Source organism: Akkermansiaceae bacterium (assembly GCA_024233115.1).
In the GTDB taxonomy this organism is placed as follows: Bacteria; Verrucomicrobiota; Verrucomicrobiia; order Verrucomicrobiales; family Akkermansiaceae; genus Oceaniferula.
Map to the genome: position 1 here is coordinate 179,457 of JACKQB010000001.1, position 18,488 is coordinate 197,944.

15 protein-coding genes are annotated in these 18,488 nt (G+C 56.3%); 8 read left to right on the plus strand and 7 right to left on the minus strand.

Annotated elements, in window-relative coordinates; translation table 11 throughout:
- Positions 1-14: 14 nt before the first annotated feature.
- Both H7A51_00800 and H7A51_00805 read right to left on the minus strand, forming a co-directional pair.
- Positions 15-6,962: a choice-of-anchor D domain-containing protein gene (locus H7A51_00800; protein ID MCP5534755.1), complete on the minus strand. Its 6,948-nt coding sequence runs from the start codon at positions 6,960-6,962 to the stop codon at positions 15-17.
- A gap of 338 nt (positions 6,963-7,300) precedes the next feature.
- Positions 7,301-7,993, minus strand: a complete 693-nt coding sequence (locus H7A51_00805) for a L,D-transpeptidase (GenBank protein MCP5534756.1) — start codon at positions 7,991-7,993, stop codon at positions 7,301-7,303.
- A gap of 118 nt (positions 7,994-8,111) precedes the next feature.
- Between H7A51_00805 and leuA the strand changes: the two genes are divergently transcribed.
- The 3 genes from leuA (at position 8,112) to H7A51_00820 (ending at position 11,105) form a co-directional block, all read left to right on the plus strand.
- Positions 8,112-9,809, plus strand: a complete 1,698-nt coding sequence (gene leuA, locus H7A51_00810) for a 2-isopropylmalate synthase (GenBank protein MCP5534757.1) — start codon at positions 8,112-8,114, stop codon at positions 9,807-9,809.
- An 18-nt stretch (positions 9,810-9,827) separates the two neighbouring features.
- On the plus strand, positions 9,828-10,544 hold the full coding sequence (locus tag H7A51_00815; protein MCP5534758.1) for a site-2 protease family protein: 717 nt from the start codon (positions 9,828-9,830) through the stop codon (positions 10,542-10,544).
- Between the two features lie 99 nt (positions 10,545-10,643).
- Positions 10,644-11,105 (plus strand): hypothetical protein, encoded by a 462-nt coding sequence (locus H7A51_00820; protein MCP5534759.1) that lies wholly within the window; start codon positions 10,644-10,646, stop codon positions 11,103-11,105.
- On the opposite strand, the gene H7A51_00825 is transcribed toward H7A51_00820, so the two are convergent.
- Complete coding sequence (locus H7A51_00825; protein ID MCP5534760.1) at positions 11,106-11,516, minus strand: hypothetical protein; 411 nt, start codon at positions 11,514-11,516, stop codon at positions 11,106-11,108.
- A gap of 135 nt (positions 11,517-11,651) precedes the next feature.
- Here H7A51_00825 and H7A51_00830 point away from each other — a divergent pair, with 135 nt between their 5' ends.
- The 5 genes from H7A51_00830 (at position 11,652) to H7A51_00850 (ending at position 14,459) form a co-directional block, all read left to right on the plus strand.
- The gene (locus H7A51_00830; GenBank protein ID MCP5534761.1) at positions 11,652-12,203 is read left to right on the plus strand and encodes a hypothetical protein; all 552 of its coding nucleotides are present in this window, start codon (positions 11,652-11,654) and stop codon (positions 12,201-12,203) included.
- Between the two features lie 96 nt (positions 12,204-12,299).
- On the plus strand, positions 12,300-13,583 hold the full coding sequence (locus tag H7A51_00835) for an argininosuccinate synthase (protein MCP5534762.1): 1,284 nt from the start codon (positions 12,300-12,302) through the stop codon (positions 13,581-13,583).
- Between the two features lie 40 nt (positions 13,584-13,623).
- Positions 13,624-13,821 (plus strand): hypothetical protein, encoded by a 198-nt coding sequence (locus H7A51_00840; protein ID MCP5534763.1) that lies wholly within the window; start codon positions 13,624-13,626, stop codon positions 13,819-13,821.
- Positions 13,821-14,075, plus strand: coding sequence for a hypothetical protein (locus H7A51_00845; protein MCP5534764.1), 255 nt, complete (start codon positions 13,821-13,823; stop codon positions 14,073-14,075). Before H7A51_00840 ends, H7A51_00845 begins: the two co-directional genes overlap by 1 nt.
- Positions 14,076-14,087: 12 nt before the next feature.
- On the plus strand, positions 14,088-14,459 hold the full coding sequence (locus H7A51_00850; protein MCP5534765.1) for a globin: 372 nt from the start codon (positions 14,088-14,090) through the stop codon (positions 14,457-14,459).
- A 29-nt stretch (positions 14,460-14,488) separates the two neighbouring features.
- Here the strand turns inward: H7A51_00850 and H7A51_00855 are convergent, their stop codons facing one another.
- Genes H7A51_00855 through H7A51_00870 form a run of 4 tightly spaced genes read right to left on the minus strand, consistent with a single transcriptional unit; the run spans position 14,489 to position 18,229 of the window.
- Positions 14,489-15,205: an ABC transporter ATP-binding protein gene (locus tag H7A51_00855; protein MCP5534766.1), complete on the minus strand. Its 717-nt coding sequence runs from the start codon at positions 15,203-15,205 to the stop codon at positions 14,489-14,491.
- 20 nt (positions 15,206-15,225) lie between these two features.
- Complete coding sequence (locus H7A51_00860) at positions 15,226-16,425, minus strand: ABC transporter permease (protein ID MCP5534767.1); 1,200 nt, start codon at positions 16,423-16,425, stop codon at positions 15,226-15,228.
- Positions 16,422-17,609: an efflux RND transporter periplasmic adaptor subunit gene (locus H7A51_00865; GenBank protein MCP5534768.1), complete on the minus strand. Its 1,188-nt coding sequence runs from the start codon at positions 17,607-17,609 to the stop codon at positions 16,422-16,424. Before H7A51_00865 ends, H7A51_00860 begins: the two co-directional genes overlap by 4 nt.
- Positions 17,606-18,229 (minus strand): TetR/AcrR family transcriptional regulator, encoded by a 624-nt coding sequence (locus tag H7A51_00870; GenBank protein MCP5534769.1) that lies wholly within the window; start codon positions 18,227-18,229, stop codon positions 17,606-17,608. Before H7A51_00870 ends, H7A51_00865 begins: the two co-directional genes overlap by 4 nt.
- Positions 18,230-18,488 lie beyond the last annotated feature (259 nt).

The window sequence follows — 18,488 nt, forward strand, 5'->3', positions numbered from 1 at the left end:
TGGTTGAGTGTTTGTCATGGCAGTGCTACTTTCACCCTGCTGAAGCATCTTGCAGATGTGGCGGGATCGCAGGGCTCGTCCACGGTCACCCGTTCCCACTCAGGTGCACCTACGATGTCGCTCACAGTTTCAGTTCCTGAGAGTGGTTCGAATGAGCCCGGCGCCAGTGTTCCAGATTTCTGGGGAGTATAAATCAAACCGCTGCCCTTCCTTCGCACATATTCGACCCGAAGCACCGTTTCCCCATTGGTCTCAACGAGCTTCCCTCCAGGAAGTCCCGAGCTACCTCCGGCCTCCAGCGCGTGGGTATCCGATCCCGCTAGATTCATATTAAAGGCGTATTTCAGAAGATTGGGAACTCCATCGTCGAAGGGGATAGAATCGGGCAAGGCATCATTGCCTTGCAAAGCAGGATTCTCCGTAGCGAGTGTCTCATTGAATAGGTCGTTTGCTGTCATGCCTGTTCCGGCTAAAGATATGAGAAATGGATTCTCATCGAAATCATTGCTGATTATCCCTAATATGGTGTTTCGAGAACCTTCTGTAGAAGGAGTGAAAATCACTGTGAAGCTGGCTGAAGCTCCCGGTAGTATATAATCAGGAAGGCCACTTTGGATCAAGAAGTCCGAAGAATCCGCTCCATTCAGGGTTAAACTTAGGTTGGAAAGAGTGTCTTGGCCTGTATTCTTTACGCTAACTGTAAGCTCTAGTGGGGAGCCAATCGCAGAGGCCCCATAGTCTAGAGCCGGACCTCCAGAAATCAGGATCTGCCCAGCATTTTCGACCTCAATTTCCGGTTCAGGTAAGATGGTAATGCGCATGGCGTTGACGGCCCATGACGAGTAGGTCGCGCCGGACACTCCTATAACGAGGTCGTTTTCATCAACACCGTAGATGGATCCTGTACCTGCCGAAGGGTCGATTCCAGGTCTTTCACCCGACCAGATAACCCAGTTTTTTTCGGCCCACCCCTCCTCGCGTGTATTCCATTCCGCTCCTTGATGGGTGCCTAATAATTGACCATTCCCATCTTCGGTTCCATTTCTATTTCCATCTGGAAGCTTCACTAACGAATCGACTCCATCGAGTGTACGATAGATGCGGTATGCCACCTGTGCGGTGGATGGAGAGGTTGCCGATAAGAGTTCAATTTTATAACGACGGGAAGGGTCCAGTCCGGAGATCGCGAACACGTAGCTGGCGCCCATATCACCAAGGATGTAGTCGGCAACCGACTCCGGATCGACCCAATCCTTTGGGTTTCCTGAGTTCCAGTGTGCCTGGCCGGGAACCCCTTGATAGTTTCCATCGTTCCAATACGCCCCATTTGCCACTCCCAGATCACTGGCATTATGGGCCAGCAGCTCATGATCGAGTTGCCCGAATCCACGGATAAATATCTGGGAGGGATTTCGGTTTCGATCAATCAATTCCATGGGATTGCCAGTGTTTAGTGCCTCCGCCGGCACATGTGCCCAGTTACCATTAGACCGGAGTTTGCCAAAATTAATAAGGTAATCAGCCACCGGTGGACCCGAGGGCGGCAGAGAATAGATGTTGGTAGGGTCGCTTCCCGCATTGATTTCGTCTAAGTCACTGTACGTATCTCCGTCACTGTCAGTTTCAGTATCAAGCGTTCCATACAGATCCTCTTCCTCGGCCTCTGTGAGGCCGTCATTGTCTGCATCTTCCGTCCTGTCATCCTGAATCGTGATTACGAATTCTTTCTCCAAGGTTAGGGCAAATTGATCCGTCGCTCTTATTCTGATGTATCGAGTAGCCTGGGTCTCTTGGTCAAAAACAACGTTGGTTAGCAACTCACTTCCAACGATTCTGAAACTTGTGTTATCTGCGTCTCCCGTTCCTGTTACGAGACTGAAGCTAATGGTCTCATCAGGATCTTCGTCCGTAGCGGATAGATTACCAACATGAGTCCAAGCCGTGAGATTTTCGAAAACGGATGCCGAATCAAGCTCGATCGATGTCGGGGGAGTCATGAACAGGGATCCGACTCCAATAACACCAATATCAAATGGATTTTTCACCGGATCATTACTGGCGATCCGTAATGATGCTCGTTTCACGCCCTCCGTTGTAGGTGTGAAACGAACCCGGAAAGTCGTGGATTCAGCAGGGTTCAGCGAGGAAGCCGGAGACGTGGCCAGGGCATACTCGCTAGAGTCGGGACCGGAAATACTTACAGAAATCCCAGTCAGCACAGATGCCCCCGTGTTGTAGATAGTGATTTCCCGCTCCTCTATGGTGCCGAGCCGTATCTCGCCGAAATCCAACGAAGACGAGTTATTTGCAAGATACTGGCCGACCGGGTGTTCAACTGTGATATCGGGGGCATTGAGATTACCCGTGGTGGGTCCGATCACGCGCAGGCCGGACTTTGCGAGTACACCGGGCTGGCCATTCCATCCTGAGTAAAACAAATTGTCTCCCACCGCAGTCATGGCACCACCCGTGGCGACACCGCTCAAAAATGAAGGGCCGAGTTCCTCGACGAGAATGATGGAGTCTCCGTCGGTTGCACGGAGTTCCCTACCGCTTTCCTCATCCTCTGACACAAAATACATCCATCCTCCGATTACTGGTCCAGGGATAAATCCATACAACCCAGGAACCTTTTTCGTATTTTCCACAGTGCCGTCAGATGTCCACATGGCAATTCCTGTTCCGTCATCGGCTTCGAAGTAAAATTTACCAGCAAACGAGGCGAATCTGGGTTCCCAGATATTCGCGAAAACGCCTAACTTGATCGTCCCACTGTTCGTTCCATCACTCACCCATAGGTTCTCGATGGCCGCCCCATCACGGGCTTTGAAAAAAACCTTGCCATCGTGGGCGGTTAACCCCTTGGGATAGGAACCATAGTGAGGTGTATCCTGCCTGATGTCACTGACCATGGAGGTTCCGGCTGAGGTGCCATCTGATTTCCACAGTTCCGTTCCGAAGCCTGTCGATCCAGCTCTAAAATAAAGAACACCAGCAGATGCCTCGAAATTACCCGCTTCGACATCAATATCTGATTCGTTAACATTCCCTGTCCCCGTTGTCTTCACCAAGCTCGTGCCAGCCAGAGTTCCGTCCGTTTGCCAGACACTGTGGTTCGATGCAGAATCTTCCGCGCCGAAATAAACAAAACCGTTGAACACGAAAGAAGCCACGTTCTCTGTAAAGATGTTATGTTTTAGGTCGGGGGTAAGTTCAACGAGATCGTCAGTGGCCGGATTGAGAGCGTATAATGAGTATAACTTATGTGGTAATAGGATGACTTTTCCGGATAGTTCTACAGCAACTAATTCAGAATAATCGAAGGCACCCGATGGGCCTACTTTGAGATCCATGACCATCTCAGTTCCTGCTTCGGTGCCGTCTGTTTTCCATAGTTCTCTGCCATGTATCTCATCATCTGCGGTAAAATATAATATCCCGTTTGCCACGAAGAATCCTGTAGGCCCTATACCTACCGTCCCAGGCGTGATATCCTTAACTAGAGTGGTTCCGGTCAGCGTTCCGTCACTCTTCCAAAGTTCCCTCCCTTCCGGCCCATCTCCATTGAAGAACAACTGACCATTGAACGAGATACTGCTATGCACGCTGCCAAGGCTCGTTCCCAAGTCGAATAAAAGTTCCGTTCCGGATTCGCTGCCATCGCTTCCCCACAGCTCCCTGCCGCTGGCTCCTCCATCAAATGCCGGTGCGTAAAGGTAATCGCCCAAAACCAGCGGCAACGTGTCTGGAGTGCTGCTGCCAATTCCTTGATTGATATCTTTTACCAATTCCACACTCAAGCCGTCAGTTCGGTAGAGCTCTTCGCCGTGAATGCCATCATCCGCCCAGAAAAAGACGAAACTTGTCCCCGCCACCATAGACAGGATATCCGTGCCTCCGGACCCGGAGGTGAAATCAGTTACCATGTGTGTTCCAGCCGCAGTACCATCCGTAATCCAGAGTTCCTTGCCGTGACTGCCGTCGGTTGCCGTGAAAAGAAGCTTGTTGCCATAGGCAACTAAATCGGCTGGTGAAGAACTCCCATTGGGATTGATCTCTGCCACCTGGACAGTTCCAGATTGCGTTCCATCGCTCATCCACAACTCTGAACCTGAGTCAGCACTATATGCCCTGAAGTAGACTTTTCCACCGGCCACCACCATGCGGCGTTCACTTGTGAAGCTTGATGGTGATCCGACGCGGATGTCTTTCAACTGCAAGGTTCCCTCCGAGGTTCCGTCCGTGATCCACAGTTCAGTTCCTGATGTCCCGTCGTTGGCTTGGAAAAGGGCATTGTCTCCCAAACTTACAAAATATGGGTCGACCCCGCTGGAAGTTCCCACACGAATATCCGCTACTAATGTGGTGCCTTCAGGCGTTCCATCTGTGAACCATAATTCCCTGCCAATATCACTTCTTGTCGCGGCGAATACGTGGCCGCCTGCAACCTTTGCCCCAGGACCTGGATAACTATTCCCGCTTCCCGCTTCGATATCCTTGATCAGGACGGTGCCTTCGGGTGTTCCATCTGAAAAGAAAAGCTCCAGGCCAGAGTCAGCGTTCTGACCAGTAAACAGTATTCCCCCTTGCACCGCTGCCATCAGATAGCCCGGAACAATCACCCCTGATCCTGTCCCAGGATTCAGATCAATAACCATCTTTGTGCCTTCCGTGGTGCCGTCTGTCACCCAAAGTTCGCGGCCATTAGAATCATTGAACCCTACAAAATATGCTTTGTCCCCCGATATCAAAAATGTCGGTGTCGAGCCGTCTGCGGCACCTTTTATGACGCCGCTTAATCCAGATACCCCAGCAGCGCGACTGAGTTGTATTGTACCACCGGGAGAAACCAAATCCGTGTACCAGAGTTTGTAACCGTTGGAAGTGGTGAACAGGGCGCCATTTCCAAAACTCGTCAAGTTTTGTGGGTTGAAACTTGATGTTCCCGTATCAACTGTGAAAATTCCATCGCTTGTGTAATCGGACGGACGTTCCACAAGCGCCGCAGTCAGAGCAATGTCAAACGGGCTCTCATCAGGGTCGCTGCTGGTGACATGAAGTGTGGCGGAGTAGGCGTCGAAATTATTCGCCGCGAATGCGATTATGAAGCTGGTGGACTCGCCGGGCGCAAGCGAACTGGCCGTCCCTGCTGTATCCACAGAGAACAGTGCGGCATCAGAGCCGTCGATACTGAACGAGATTCCAGTAAGGTCTTCGCCGCCGGTATTGGTGATCAAGATTTGCTTTGCACCTCTTGGCACATCGGAGTCAAGATTACCAAAATCGATACCGGATGCGGCATCAACCAGCACTTGGCTGCCATTGGTAATAGCAATATCTGCTGGAGGAATCAGACCTGCGCCCTGTAGATGGATTTCAAAAGAGGTTTCGTCTGGGTCATCGCTAGCAACCGTCAGAATGGCAGTGCGGGTACCAATACCGCTCGGTGCGAAAATCACACCGAACGTGGCGGTTTGTCCTGGCTCAATCACATCCGGAACACCGGCCCCTGAAATTCTGAAGTCGCCTGGATTGGCGCCAGCCATAGTCATGGAAATTCCGCTGAGTGGATATCCTCCCGTGTTGGAAATCATGAAAATTTCTTCTGCCGCCTCCAAACCCATGGTCTCACTTCCCAGGTCGACCCCTTGGGCTGGTGTGGTAAGCTCCTGGGTTTTATGGAAGATCGCAATATCCGGCTGGACGCCCGTACCCGTGATCTGGATGTCAAACTGCCCTTCATCTAGGTCACTGCTGCGTATGCGGAGTATACCGGTTCTTACGCCAAGAGTCGCGGGTGAAAACGTTACGCTGAAATTTGTAGTGGCGCCGGGCTGGACAGTTGTAGCCAAAGCGTTTGTGTTAAGCGTAAAGTCCTGGGCGATTGAGCCGATCAGCTGGACTTGTAGTTCGGTCAAAGGACTTGTTCCCGTGTTTGATATCGTGAAGACTTCAGCGCCGCCACTGGCCCTGACCAAACTCTTGCCAAACTCAACCGTCGACATCCCATTGTCCAGTCCGCCGCTTCCGTTGGAGATCTCGATCTCAGGGGCTTGGCCCGTTGCTGTCAGGTTGATCTCGAAAGGATTCTCATCGGAATCATCACTTGTGATCTGAAGCTTGGCTGTCCTCGTCCCCAGCCCCTTGGGTGTGAAAACGATGCTGAGCGTGTCTTGTGTTCCTGGTGTAATCGACGATCCCAGTCCAGACGTATCGAGACTGAAATCTGTGGCGTGCACACCGGAGATTATTGCGGAAACATTCCCGAGAACCAAATCACCACTGTTTTTCACGACCAGTGATTGAGAGCTTCCTGTTGTGCCCACAACAGCGGCCCCGAACGTGAGTCCGGCACCTCCCGATACAAGTTGAGTCGCTCCCTTCGACACTTCTATCTCACCTGTGGTTACTACTATAATGTTTAGGTTATCGATCGCCCAGTGGTCGTAATTTGAACCGCTGTGTGAGATCTGACGAAATCTGAATTTCGTCGCCGATCCCATCGCTCCAGCGGGAATTGGAAACGTGAACGACTGCCAGGTTTTGTTTTGGAAGTCATTCCCTATCTGGATATAGCCTGCACCATTGGTGGAATACTCCAGAATAATCGCTTCATATTGGGATGGAACCAGATTGACATCTTCCCACGGCAACCCGTTTCCGGAACCCAATGCAATGTCAAAGGCTATGGTGCCACCTCCCCGGGTATCAATGGGTACTGTTGTTGCCGCACGGGTTCCAGTTCCTCCAAACCACAGACTCTTGCCTGTGGAACCCGGTCCAGCTTGCTGACCATGTTGGTTTGCTTCCACTGTGCCTTCAAAATTCGACCACAGTGATTGATCAATATCGGGATCGAAATCGTCCGTATGCCCAACGGCATGTAAACGGGTGATCAGAATCAGAAACAATAAGGCAAAAACAATACGGTGTGTGTGTGTATTACAGGTAGAATTTTTCATAATCATGGTTGCTCTGGTGGTGGATTATGTATCTGATCACGACTCGTTAGTTGTTAGGGGTTGGCTGGGCTCTAAACAGGTATTTTATGCAATGTGAAGAAAGGATGAGTGGTCATCATCGCATCAGAAAGGGGCACTCTTATAATTCGCAAACGGAGGGGCGAGGTTACCGAATTTTTGCGAATTGATGCATTTTTGTCCGAATTCCCCCTGATTCTTAAACGAAAAACCCCCAACTTATTGATGGGGGTATTGATAAAAAAACAGGGAGCCTTCCTAAGAAAGCTCCCTGATGTGACAGAGTGTATTTTTACCGACTACCGGCTACTAACCACCGTCTACTGATACGTCGGCTTTTTATGCTGGGTAAAGAACTCGTTGGTCACCATCATCTTGTGAGGGTTGTTCGGCAGTGGGGTGGAGTCGGGAGGGCGCGGGATATCGCGGCCGATGGTGGCGTCCTCCGGTAGACTGTGTGCGATGTAAACCGGCGTGCCGTTGCTAACCAGACGGAAGAACTTGGGCGCGACGTTTTTATGCATCCTCAGGCAGCCGTGCGAGGCGGGGAAGGGTTTCATCCAGCCCGTGTGGAATCCGTAGGCCCCCTTGAATTCACACCAGTAGGGCATCGGCGTTCCCTTGAACTGCCACCCCGCCGGCTTGTTTTTCAAATAGCAAGGGATCACACGATCCCCGTTGATGGCATAACCGTGCGTGTTGGCGCGATGGTAGTGGGTTTTGTTGAAAATGCGAAAGCTTCCCTTCGGGGTGGGGTTTGACGCTGTGCCCACCGTCACCGGCATGATCAGCAGTGGGCGGTTGCCCTCCATCACGTAGGCCATACGGTTGTTGGTTGATACCTTGACCCTGACATTGGCCGGGTTGCTGGGCAGGCTTGCGGGGCGGTCATACGCCTCATACTTGGCCATCAAAGCCGACATCGATCCGCCGCCTCCGGTGGTTGAGCACGAGTTCAGACCAAGGCAGGCGAAGCCGGCCAACGACACGGTGAGTAGTAGCTTGATATTCATAACTTCCCGTATACTGACTGCTGGTTCTGTTTTCTGCAAGGAGGAAAAGCGTTACAATCTCGTAAGCACCAAGCTTGATGCTTGCATTTTCAGCTGAAAACCCGCATCAACCCGCGTCATGAAGACCGAAAGCATCCAGAAATACCGTGCGTTTCCCGCCGTTGATCTGCCCGATCGACAGTGGCCGAACCGTACTATCACCCAGGCTCCGATATGGACGAGCGTGGATTTGCGAGACGGGAACCAGGCCCTGCCTGTGCCGATGTCGGTTGAAGAAAAACTCGAGTTCTTTCAACTGCTCTGCCGCATCGGATTCAAGGAAATCGAGATCGGCTTCCCGTCTGCCTCTGATACCGAATTCAATTTTTGCCGCCGTCTGATCGAGGAGAACCTGATTCCTGACGACGTCACCATCCAGCTTCTGGTCCAGACGCGGGAGCATCTGATCCGCCGTTCTTTTGAGGCCATCAAGGGAGCCCGTCGCGTGATCGTGCACATTTATAACTCCACTTCACCACTGCAACGCCGGATCACCTTTGGCAATGCATCCCGTGAAGAGATCAAACAACTGGCTATCGAGGGGGCCAAGCTGGTCAAGGAGCTGGCACCGACGATTCCCGAAACAGAGGTAATCCTGCAATATTCGCCCGAGTCGTTTTCCGATACGGAGCTCGATTTTGCCCTCGAGTGCTGCAATGCCGTGATCGACGTCTGGCAGCCTACGCCCGACCATAAAATGATCATCAACCTGCCCGACACCGTGCAGTGGACGACACCTAACGTCCATGCAGACATGATCGAGTGGATGTGCCGTCATTTGAACCGGCGTGACTCGGTTTCCGTTTCCCTGCACACCCATAACGACCGTGGCACCGGCACCGCCGCCACTGAACTTGGCCTGATGGCCGGGGCGGACCGGGTGGAGGGCACCCTGTTTGGAAACGGCGAACGTACGGGTAATCTGGATATTGCCAACGTCGCACTGAACATGAACCAGCATGGCATCGAGACGGGACTCGATTTCTCCGACCTGCCATCGATCCGTGCCGTTTATGAGCGCGTGACCCGGATGACCGTCGCCGAGCGCCACCCCTACGCCGGCGAGCTGGTCTTCACCGCTTTTTCAGGCTCCCATCAGGACGCGATCAAGAAGGGGCTCGACCGGAGGAATGAGGAAACCAAAAAAAATCCCGGCACCTCCTGGGAGGTGCCCTACCTGACCATCGATCCCCAGGACATTGGCCGTTCGTACGAGGCGATCATCCGGATCAACTCGCAGTCAGGAAAAGGTGGGGTCGCCTACGTCCTGGATCGTGAACACGGCTTCGACCTTCCCAAGACGATGCACCCAACGGTCGGTATGAGCATCTACGCGCTGGCCGATGAATTGGGGCGTGAACTCTCACCCGATGAAATCCACGATGCGTTCTTCAAGATGTTTGTCAACCTCACCGAGCCCATGGCCTTGCTCGATTACGAGCTCGACCACCATGCGGGTAAAAAAGGTGAAGTGGCCTGCCACGCGGATGTTGCCATCAATGGGGAAACAAAACACATCAGCGGCCTGGGAAATGGTCCCATCAACGCCTTTGTGCATGCCCTTGAGCAGGTGGATCTGAAGAACTTCACCCTGACTGATTACCGCTCCCATGCGGTGCGGGGGGGATCGGATGCGGATTCCGCGGCTTATATCCAGTTGCGGGCTCTCGATAGCCAGGCGCTTGTCTGGGGTTGCGGGGTCGATCCGTCCATTGAGATGGCAGGCCTCAAGGCGCTGGTCTCCGCCGCCAACCTGCTCGCCGCCAAACAAGGATAACCTTACCCCTGCTCACCCATGTTGCGTTTTACGATTTTTGGAATCCCTGTCGAAGTCGAACCCTGGTTCTGGGTGGTGATGGCGTTTATCGGCGGAGGGATGACGGCGCTTTCCTCCAGCGACCCAAACGCCTTTATGGGGGTGGCTCTGTTTGTCCTCGCGGGATTTGTTTCGGTGCTTGTGCATGAACTCGGGCACGCGCTTACGGGTTGGAAACTTGGAGGCGGAACCGTGTGGATCAGGCTCGTGGCCTTCGGGGGGCTTGCCTATCAGCAGGGGGGAAGGTTTGATCGCCGCGGACGATGTGCCATGATCCTTGCCGGTCCGGGTGCAGGCTTGTTGTTGGCCGTCGTCAGCGTCGCCGTTGTGTTTCTTGTTTTTCCAACGGCAGAGGCCCTCGATCGGTTGAGTATCTACGTGCACTACACCAACGTGCCCCACGAAATCATGGTGCGGTTTTTCCCTGACAATAAACCCGTCTATGGATTTCTGAACGCGATGATCTGGATCAATATCTGGTGGTCCGTCTTGAACCTGCTGCCTGTTTATCCCTTGGATGGTGGCCAGTTCATGGACCAGTTTGTGAAATCCAAAAAAGCGATGCATAAAATCAGTATCATCACCTGTGTGGTCGTGGTATTCATCATGCTGTCCATGAAGATGACCATGGGGCTGATCTTTTTTGCCTATTTCGCCTACATCAACTTCAAGGGCTATCAAGAGTCACGCTATTAAAATTTGCGGCCGTTTCTTTAGTAGGGCCAGGCTTTCAAGATTGACCCAAGGGTCGTTCATACTGCATCATGAAGCCAAATCCAAAGAAGGGATTTAGCTATGAAACGTGCCGTATGTATTCTAACAATAATGGCCGGTATGATGATGCCCGCCGTCGCTCAGGCCGACCCCGGGGCCGCCCCCTACACACCGAAACCCGGAGCCCCGGTCCGCAAGGCCATCTGTGATGCCATGCGCAAGTATGCCCGCCAGACGAGTAGTATCGATCCCAAGATCCGCTTCTTGTGGAAAATAGACACCATCAAAGTGCTGGGCAATTATGTCTGTTTTGAAGGGCACGCCGTAAAGCCGGATGGCAGCTACCTCGAGGACGACAGCATGATCGGTGATTTCGTGCAGATGACCTTCCTGCGTCGCAACGAAGACGGCTGGTGGGTGATCGCGGATCTCACCCGGACGGACGTTCCCTCTGCGGAGGAACTCAAGCAGATCCGCGGAAGGTTCCCGGCGGAAATTCCCACGGTGATCATTCCAGATTACTGGAAAAAGAAACTGCGCTAGCTACGGGACAAGTAGCCCGTAGAGGCTGAAGGCCAGCGTCGAGATCCAGAAGATCTTGATGCCTTTGCGTGCCCAGGGAGCTTCACTATGGCGCAGGCCGTCAGCAGCCATGGCGCATCCATGGACCACAGCCAGCCCGATCAGAAAGACCGACAAGGGGTCAAAGTCCATGGTGTTTTCAGCCAGCATCGCGCAAGGCATTAGGATGACGTATAGCCAAGCATGGATATAACCCATCATCCCAAAAAGCTGACCCATGCGGTCGGTGTCCTGAGGAATGTAGCGCCCCTTCACTCTAACAGTAGTGGGCCTTTCTTTATGCCGATCCGGTTTCTGCGCACCCGGAAGACTGTAAAGTCCTCGCTCTGGATTGGTGCGGGTAAAACCTCTTTTTAGTCGGTTCAGGTTCATGGCGTTCCTTGCGGTTGACCACAGACTACCCACTTTCCGCGACTCCAGCCATTATAATAGGGGCTGGTTTTTCCACTAATAAATCGCTGAAGATATCTGGCTTGGCATCCACGGTTCCTGCCCTATGATTCCGCCATGGACTCATTCATGCAGATTATTTCGCAGCCATTCACCTGGGGGCTGATAGTGGGCTTGTTTCTAGTGGGGATGACGTGGAAACTGATGCGTAAGGACATCGTCAACCTCAAGACCGAAAACAAACGCATTTCTGAGGAAAACAAGGAGCTGCAGACCCATCTCAACACCCAGCTCAAGATCAATGCCAAGGGCAACGAGGCGCTCCAGAGCCAGCTCGATGAACTACGTGCGCAGAACGAAACGCTGCGCGGAAACCTGAATGTCGCCAAACAGAAGCCCGGTCGCGCCGAACTGCGACATCTGCAAATGATGGAGACAGCGGTCAGCTCCATGCGTGAGCAGGCGCCCGGCTTTGCCCCGGCCTGGGAAAAGGCGATGCGTGACGCCGAGGCCGCCGAGGAGGCCGCCGAGGGAGGGTTGAAAAAACTCATGCGCAAGGTGCTGCCAAGCCCGAAGGCTACCCCGGCGATCACCACAAAAGCCAAATCGACGGAGGTCGAAACGACAGAGCTGGAAACGACGGATGACACTGAGATCTCCGAATCTTAGTTCTTGTATCTTGTATCCTGATTCCTAATGTGTTTCCCTCCGCCCGTCTCTCGGGGGAACCTGGCGGACTCATTCTTTTTTCAATCCAATACTACCATGAAAATCGTCGTCGCATATTCCGGAGGTCTCGATACCTCAGTTCTTCTTCTCTGGCTCAAGGAAAAGTACAACGCAGAAATCATCGCCTACTGTGCCGACGTCGGCCAGGGCGAGGAGCTGGACGGCCTGGAGGCCAAGGCGCTGCGCACCGGTGCCAGCAAGTGCTACATCGGCGACCTCAAGGAGGAGTTCGCCGCCGACTACATCTACCCCATGTTCCAGGCCAACGCCCTTTACGAGGGTCGCTACCTGTTAGGAACCTCCATCGCGCGTCCGTGCATTTCCAAGGGCATGGTGGACGTCGCCATCAAAGAGGGTGCCGACGCCATCGCCCACGGTGCCACCGGCAAGGGCAACGACCAGGTGCGCTTCGAGCTCTCCGTCGCCTCGCTCGCTCCCGACATCAAGGTGATCGCGCCGTGGCGCGACGCCGAGTTCCGCGCCCAGTTCCCCGGGCGGTCGGAAATGATCGCCTACTGCGAGGAGCACGGTATCGATGTGACCGCCTCGCGCAAAAAACCCTACTCGATGGACCGCAACCTGCTGCACATTTCCTTCGAGGCCGGCGCGCTTGAGGACACCTGGCACGACGCCACCGGCGAGGCCGACCGCGACATGTATGTGCTCTCCGTCTCCCCCGAGGATGCACCGGACACCCCCGAGTATGTGCAGTTCCTGTTCGAAAAAGGTAACATCATCGGACTCAAATACGACGGTCTCGACCAGGTGATCGCCAAGCTCGGCGACTTCAAGGGCGAGGGTGAAAAAGACGGTTACACCCTGCTCAGCCCGTACGGCGTGATGCGGGTGCTGAATTTCCTCGGTGGCAAACACGGCATCGGTCGTATCGATATTGTTGAGAACCGCTTCGTCGGTATGAAGTCGCGCGGTGTGTATGAAACCCCCGGCGGCACCATCATCCTCGCCGCCCACCGCGACCTGGAAACCCTGACGGTTGACCGCGAGGCCCAGGCGGTGCGCGACGGACTCATCACCAAGTACTCCCAGCTCGTTTACAACGGCTTCTGGTTTGCGCCCGAGCGCGAGGCGATCCAGGCGCTGGTCACCTCCACCCAACAAACGGTCTCCGGCGAGGTCCGGCTCAAGCTCTACAAAGGCAACTGCATGCAGGCGGGCCGCCGCTCGCCCTACTCGCTCTACTCCGAGGCCATCGCCACCATGGAGGGAGGTGAGGAGGAAGCCTACAACCAGGACGACGCCACCGGTTTCATCGCCCTCAACGCCCTGCGCCTCAAGGCCAGCGCCCGGCAGGGCGCGTAAACGGGTTTGCGATCATCTGTCTTTGCGTTATACTGACCGCATGAGCATCACGGAAATCAAATCGGAGATGGAGAACCTGCCGGCGGAAGCCCTCAGGGAGCTGACTGCATTCCTGATGACGCTCAGGCACCGCGAAGACAAGGGATACGCCCGGCGCATGGCCGAAAAAATTGACGACACCACACCAGACGGATGGGTCACACTCGATGAGTTTGATAAAAAGTTGGGTTTCCAGTGATGGACTATGTGCTGCTGATTGCCATCGAAGTGGTTCAATTCACCGAGGCTCTGCCGACGCATGAACGCCACAACATCCGTGCAGCGCTTGTTGCCATCGGCAATGACCCTCTGGGGCAATCTGATGCTGAGGAGTATGATGTGAGCGGAAGGCTGCTTCACCACACCATCGTCGGAGATTATGCATTGTCCTACTGGATCGACGATGCCGACATGCACATAAAGATCCTTGAAATTAATCCAGCGGATGCCTAGCTGGCCACCATCATGAACGAAGAAGTAATCTACACCATTCTCGGCGAGGCGGGATTTACCAAGCTGGTGGCCGCGTTTTACAAGCGGGTGAAGACGGACGACCTGATCGCGCCGATGTACCCCGAGCAGGACTTTGCCGGGGCGGAGGAGCGGTTGCGTGATTTCCTGCTGTTTCGTTTTGGAAATGATCCACGTTATCAGGCGAAGCGGGGGCACCCGAGGCTGCGGATGCGCCACGCCCCTTTTCCCATCGGCGACGCCGAGGCCGAACGCTGGCTGGAGCTGATGGATGCTGCGATGGAGGAAACCAAGGTGCCGAAGTCGATCCAGATGGACCTGCGCACCTTTTTCACCATGGTGGCGCACAACATGAAAAACCAGTAGGGTCGGCATCGCTCCCCGTCGCCGACCGGTCATGCACCGGTGGGTAGGCGGCCTTCGCCCTCCTGTTCCTCGGTGCGTCCGTCGCGGATCTGATAGATGCGGCGGAAGGTGGGGATGATTTTCTCGTCGTGGGTGACGACGATGACGGCGGTGTTGAATTGGCGCGCCATGTCGTTGAGGGTGGTGATCACGGCGATGGCGCGTTCGCTGTCGAGTGGTGCCGTGGGTTCGTCGGCGAGAATGACGGGCGGGTGGTTGACCAGGGCGCGGGCGATGGCGACGCGTTGTTGCTCGCCGCCGGAGAGCTGCGCGGGCATGGCGGTGGCGCGGTGGGCGATGTCCAGGGTGTCGAAGAGCTCCAGCGCGCGTTGGCGGGCATCGCGTTTTGAAACCCCGGCGAGCATCGGCAGCAGGGCGACGTTGTCGACCACATCGAGAAAAGGAATGAGGTGCGGCGCCTGGAACACAAAACCTATCAGATCTCGGCGCAGGGCGCGAAGATCGCGGACTTTCCAGCCGTCGTCGTAAATGACGCGCTCGCCCAGGGTCATCCGTCCGCCGCTAGGCTCGATGACGGCACCGAGCGCCTTGAGCAGGGTGCTTTTCCCGGAGCCCGACGGCCCGATGAGCCCGACAACCTCGCCGGGGGAGACATGCATGTCCACACCCTTGAGCGCATCGACCGCGGTCGGCCCCTCGCCGTAGCGCTTGCGGAGATTTTCAATGGTGATGCCGTAGGTTTTCATGGGGAATTGTAATGCTGGGTCTAACCGATAGCTTCCGCCGGATCGACCTTTAACGCGATACGGATGGCGAGCAGGCTGGCGAGGGTGCAGATGACAACGACGGCGACAAAGCCGCGGATGGTGTCGCCGGGGAGCAGGAGCACGTATTTCGGGAAATAGGGTGCCCAGGCGGTGGCGATGATTTTGCCGACGGCAAAACCGATCAGGCCGAGGCCGAGGGCTTGCTGGAGAATCATCGCGGCGATGGTGCGGTTGCGGGTGCCGATGAGTTTGAGCACGGCGATCTCGCGGATTTTTGCCATCGTCATGGTGTAGATGATGAAGGCGACGATGGCGGCGCTGACGATGGAGAGAATCACGAGGAACAGCCCGATCTGGCGGGCGGAGGTGGCGATGAGCTTGCCGATGAGGATTTTTTCCATTTCGGCCCGGGTGTAAACTTGCAGCCGTTTCCAGCGCCGGATGGCGGCGGCGGTGGCGTCGGCGTCAACACCGGGGGCGAGCCGGATGAGCACGGCGTTGACCTGGGAGTTGGTGGTTTGCGAGGCGATGACGGCATCGGCGAATCCGGGGTTCTGTGGCGGGTTGAACGCGGGGTTTGTTAGGGTGCGGGCGCGCTGCTGGTGGATGGCTTCGTTGTCTTTGAGAAACTGGGCTTCCTGGGCGTCGCGTAGGGGGATGAAAATCATCGGGTCGCCACTGGAGGAAACCATGCGGCGGGTCAGGCCCACGACGGTGAACAGGTGGCGGCGGATGCGGATCCGGTCGCCGAGCCGAAACCCACTGGCGAGGTCGGCGACGGCTTCGTAGTGGTTGCGGACGATGGGGCGGCCGGCCACCAGTCGCGGCGCCTGGCCGGGTTCGCCGGGCCCCCCCGCCACGGTGCCGACAACCATGGAGCGGACGTCGCTTTCGCCGTGGCGGACCTGCATGGTGAGGTAGGTGACGTTGGCGGCGCGCTCGACACCGGAAAAACCGCTGAGGTCGCGGTAGAGGTCGTCGGGGATGCTGGAGGGCTCGGCGTAGGGGCCGAGGGTGCCCTGCTGCACCACCCAGAGGTCGGCGCCGCTGTTGTCTAACAAGGCGCGGGCGTCATCCACCATGCCGCGGTAGATGCCGGCCATACTCAGGGTCACCCCGATCAGCAGGCCGAGCCCGGCGCCGGTGAGGAAGAATTTTTTCCAGGCGTGCAGGATGTCGCGACCGGCGAGATTGATCATGGCGTTAGGCTCTCGGTGATGTGCAGACGGGTGTGGCGGGAAATGGCACGGGCACTGTGGACAATGACTTTGGCCTCACCGGCTTGCAGTCCGTCGAGCACCTGGATCATGCCGTTGGCGGAGCGGCGGCCGGTGCGGATGGGTGCGAAACGCGGTTTGTTTTCATCGGCAATCCAGACACCGGCGCGCCCGTCCTGGAGGTGGATGGCGGCGGCGGGAACCACGGGCGTGGCGGGCCCGGCGGGTAGATCGATGTCCACCTCCACCAGCTCCCCAAGCGGCGGCAGGCTCGCCGGTGGTGTTGTAAAAACGACCTTGGCGAGCAGTTCCTCGGTGACCGCGTCGGCAAGCGGCTCAACGCGCAGCACGCGGCCCGCGAGCGATTCGCCGGGGCGCGAGCGCAGGGTGACGCGGGCGGGCAGACCGGCGCGCAGGCCGGCGGACTCGAGCTGGTTGACACGCAGCTCGATCCAGAGCGAGCCGGGGTCGATCATTTCCAGAACCGTCTCGCCGCCCACCGCGGTGCTGCCGGGTTCGATCCGGCGTTCGACCACCAGGCCATCGACCGGCGCAAGCAGGGTGAGTTCCTCCTTCTGGCGGACCACGGCGTTGAGCGCGGCGCGGGCGGCGGCCAGGTCGCCGCTGGCCGCCCTGACGGCGGAGCGGGCGGTTTCGAGGGACGATTGCGCCGCGAGTTGGTTGCGGACGGCGGACTCGTAGTCCTCCCGGCTGGTGGCCCGGGTTTTCAGCAACACCGCGTTGCGCCGCGCCTTGCTGGCGGCATAGTCCTGCTGGGCCTCGGCTTCCGCGACCTGTGAGCGGGCCATGGCAACATGGGACTCAAGGGCCGCAACCTTGCTCTGCTGCGACGCGATCAACTCGCCCAGGTCAACGGGGTCCATCGTGCCGAGTAACTGGCCTTTTTTAACCGTATCCCCGATGTCAACCCCGAGGGTGGCGAGACGTCCGTTGCGGGTGGGGCCGATCTTAAAACGGTAACGCGCCTCGACGGTGCCAATACCGGAGAGGGCGGGGGAGATCGCCCTGTTTTCAACCCCGGCGACCGTCACGTCCACCGGTGCCAGCGGGCCCGAGCGGAAGGCGGTGAAGATGAAAAGCGCGGCCAGCGGCAGCAGAATGGCGACGATCAACAGGACGCGGCGGGTGTTGGCTGGAAGTTTCATGACGGGGAGATGATGCTGTGGCGGAAAAGGTCAAAGGTGCCGGGCGCGGAGCGCTGCAACTGGTCGGGGTCGCCGCTGAGCAGCGTCTGCACGACCAAACCCTGGATGCAGCCGATGAAGAGCGTGGACGCCGCGTCGGCATCGAGGTCGGACCGGAACTCGCCGGATGCCCGACCCTTTTCAAGCCAGCGGCGGACGCGGGTGGCGTGACGGGCGAGAAACTCGCGTGTGATACGCTTGGCCGCGGTGTCGTCCGGACGCTGCAGCTCGGAGAAAAGCAGTCGCGGCACGCCGGGGTGGGCGTGCGCGAAGTCGATGTGGCGGTGAAAGAGCCGCTCGAGAACCTCAAGCGCCGAGTCCGCCCCAAGCTCGGCTTTTCCGAAACGCGCTTCCAGGGTGCCGGTCACCCATTTCATGACCGCTGCCCAGACGGCGGCCTTGCTGGGGAAGTGGCGGAACAGGATCGCGTCGCTGAGCCCCATGTGGCGGGCAATGCGCGCGGTGGTCAGGCGTTCCGGGGCATCCGTGGCGGCAAGCTCGATCACCGCGGAAATGGTGTCGTGCTGGCGTTCCTCGGTCGAGCGGCGGACACGGGTGGCTGTTTTCGGCTTTCTCGGCATGGTGGTAAGTAAGCACTTACTTATTAGCCTTGCAAGAAGAAATCCCTGCAAAATGAGTTTGCCGTGCTATGTTCTCCGCATGGAAAAAATATGGATCGTCGTGGGCATGGTCGCCCTCTATTTCGCGCTGCAGTTGTGGATTCTCCCCGCGTTCGGGATATCCACATGAATGTCCGGAAAATGTTCTCCGGGTGAGAACAAGGAAAAGGGCAGGACTGATAAGGCCGATGAGGAAAAGGCTGAAAAGGCTGATGAGGAA

What these genes read in the sequence shown, in the direction of transcription:
- H7A51_00800 (MCP5534755.1), bottom strand. Translation starts at nt 6,962, where the DNA reads ATGAAAAATTCTACCTGTAATACACACACACACCGTATTGTTTTTGCC.
- H7A51_00805 (MCP5534756.1), bottom strand. Translation starts at nt 7,993, where the DNA reads ATGAATATCAAGCTACTACTCACCGTGTCGTTGGCCGGCTTCGCCTGC.
- leuA (MCP5534757.1), top strand. Translation starts at nt 8,112, where the DNA reads ATGAAGACCGAAAGCATCCAGAAATACCGTGCGTTTCCCGCCGTTGAT.
- H7A51_00815 (MCP5534758.1), top strand. Translation starts at nt 9,828, where the DNA reads ATGTTGCGTTTTACGATTTTTGGAATCCCTGTCGAAGTCGAACCCTGG.
- H7A51_00820 (MCP5534759.1), top strand. Translation starts at nt 10,644, where the DNA reads ATGAAACGTGCCGTATGTATTCTAACAATAATGGCCGGTATGATGATG.
- H7A51_00825 (MCP5534760.1), bottom strand. Translation starts at nt 11,516, where the DNA reads ATGAACCTGAACCGACTAAAAAGAGGTTTTACCCGCACCAATCCAGAG.
- H7A51_00830 (MCP5534761.1), top strand. Translation starts at nt 11,652, where the DNA reads ATGGACTCATTCATGCAGATTATTTCGCAGCCATTCACCTGGGGGCTG.
- H7A51_00835 (MCP5534762.1), top strand. Translation starts at nt 12,300, where the DNA reads ATGAAAATCGTCGTCGCATATTCCGGAGGTCTCGATACCTCAGTTCTT.
- H7A51_00840 (MCP5534763.1), top strand. Translation starts at nt 13,624, where the DNA reads ATGAGCATCACGGAAATCAAATCGGAGATGGAGAACCTGCCGGCGGAA.
- H7A51_00845 (MCP5534764.1), top strand. Translation starts at nt 13,821, where the DNA reads ATGGACTATGTGCTGCTGATTGCCATCGAAGTGGTTCAATTCACCGAG.
- H7A51_00850 (MCP5534765.1), top strand. Translation starts at nt 14,088, where the DNA reads ATGAACGAAGAAGTAATCTACACCATTCTCGGCGAGGCGGGATTTACC.
- H7A51_00855 (MCP5534766.1), bottom strand. Translation starts at nt 15,205, where the DNA reads ATGAAAACCTACGGCATCACCATTGAAAATCTCCGCAAGCGCTACGGC.
- H7A51_00860 (MCP5534767.1), bottom strand. Translation starts at nt 16,425, where the DNA reads ATGATCAATCTCGCCGGTCGCGACATCCTGCACGCCTGGAAAAAATTC.
- H7A51_00865 (MCP5534768.1), bottom strand. Translation starts at nt 17,609, where the DNA reads ATGAAACTTCCAGCCAACACCCGCCGCGTCCTGTTGATCGTCGCCATT.
- H7A51_00870 (MCP5534769.1), bottom strand. Translation starts at nt 18,229, where the DNA reads ATGCCGAGAAAGCCGAAAACAGCCACCCGTGTCCGCCGCTCGACCGAG.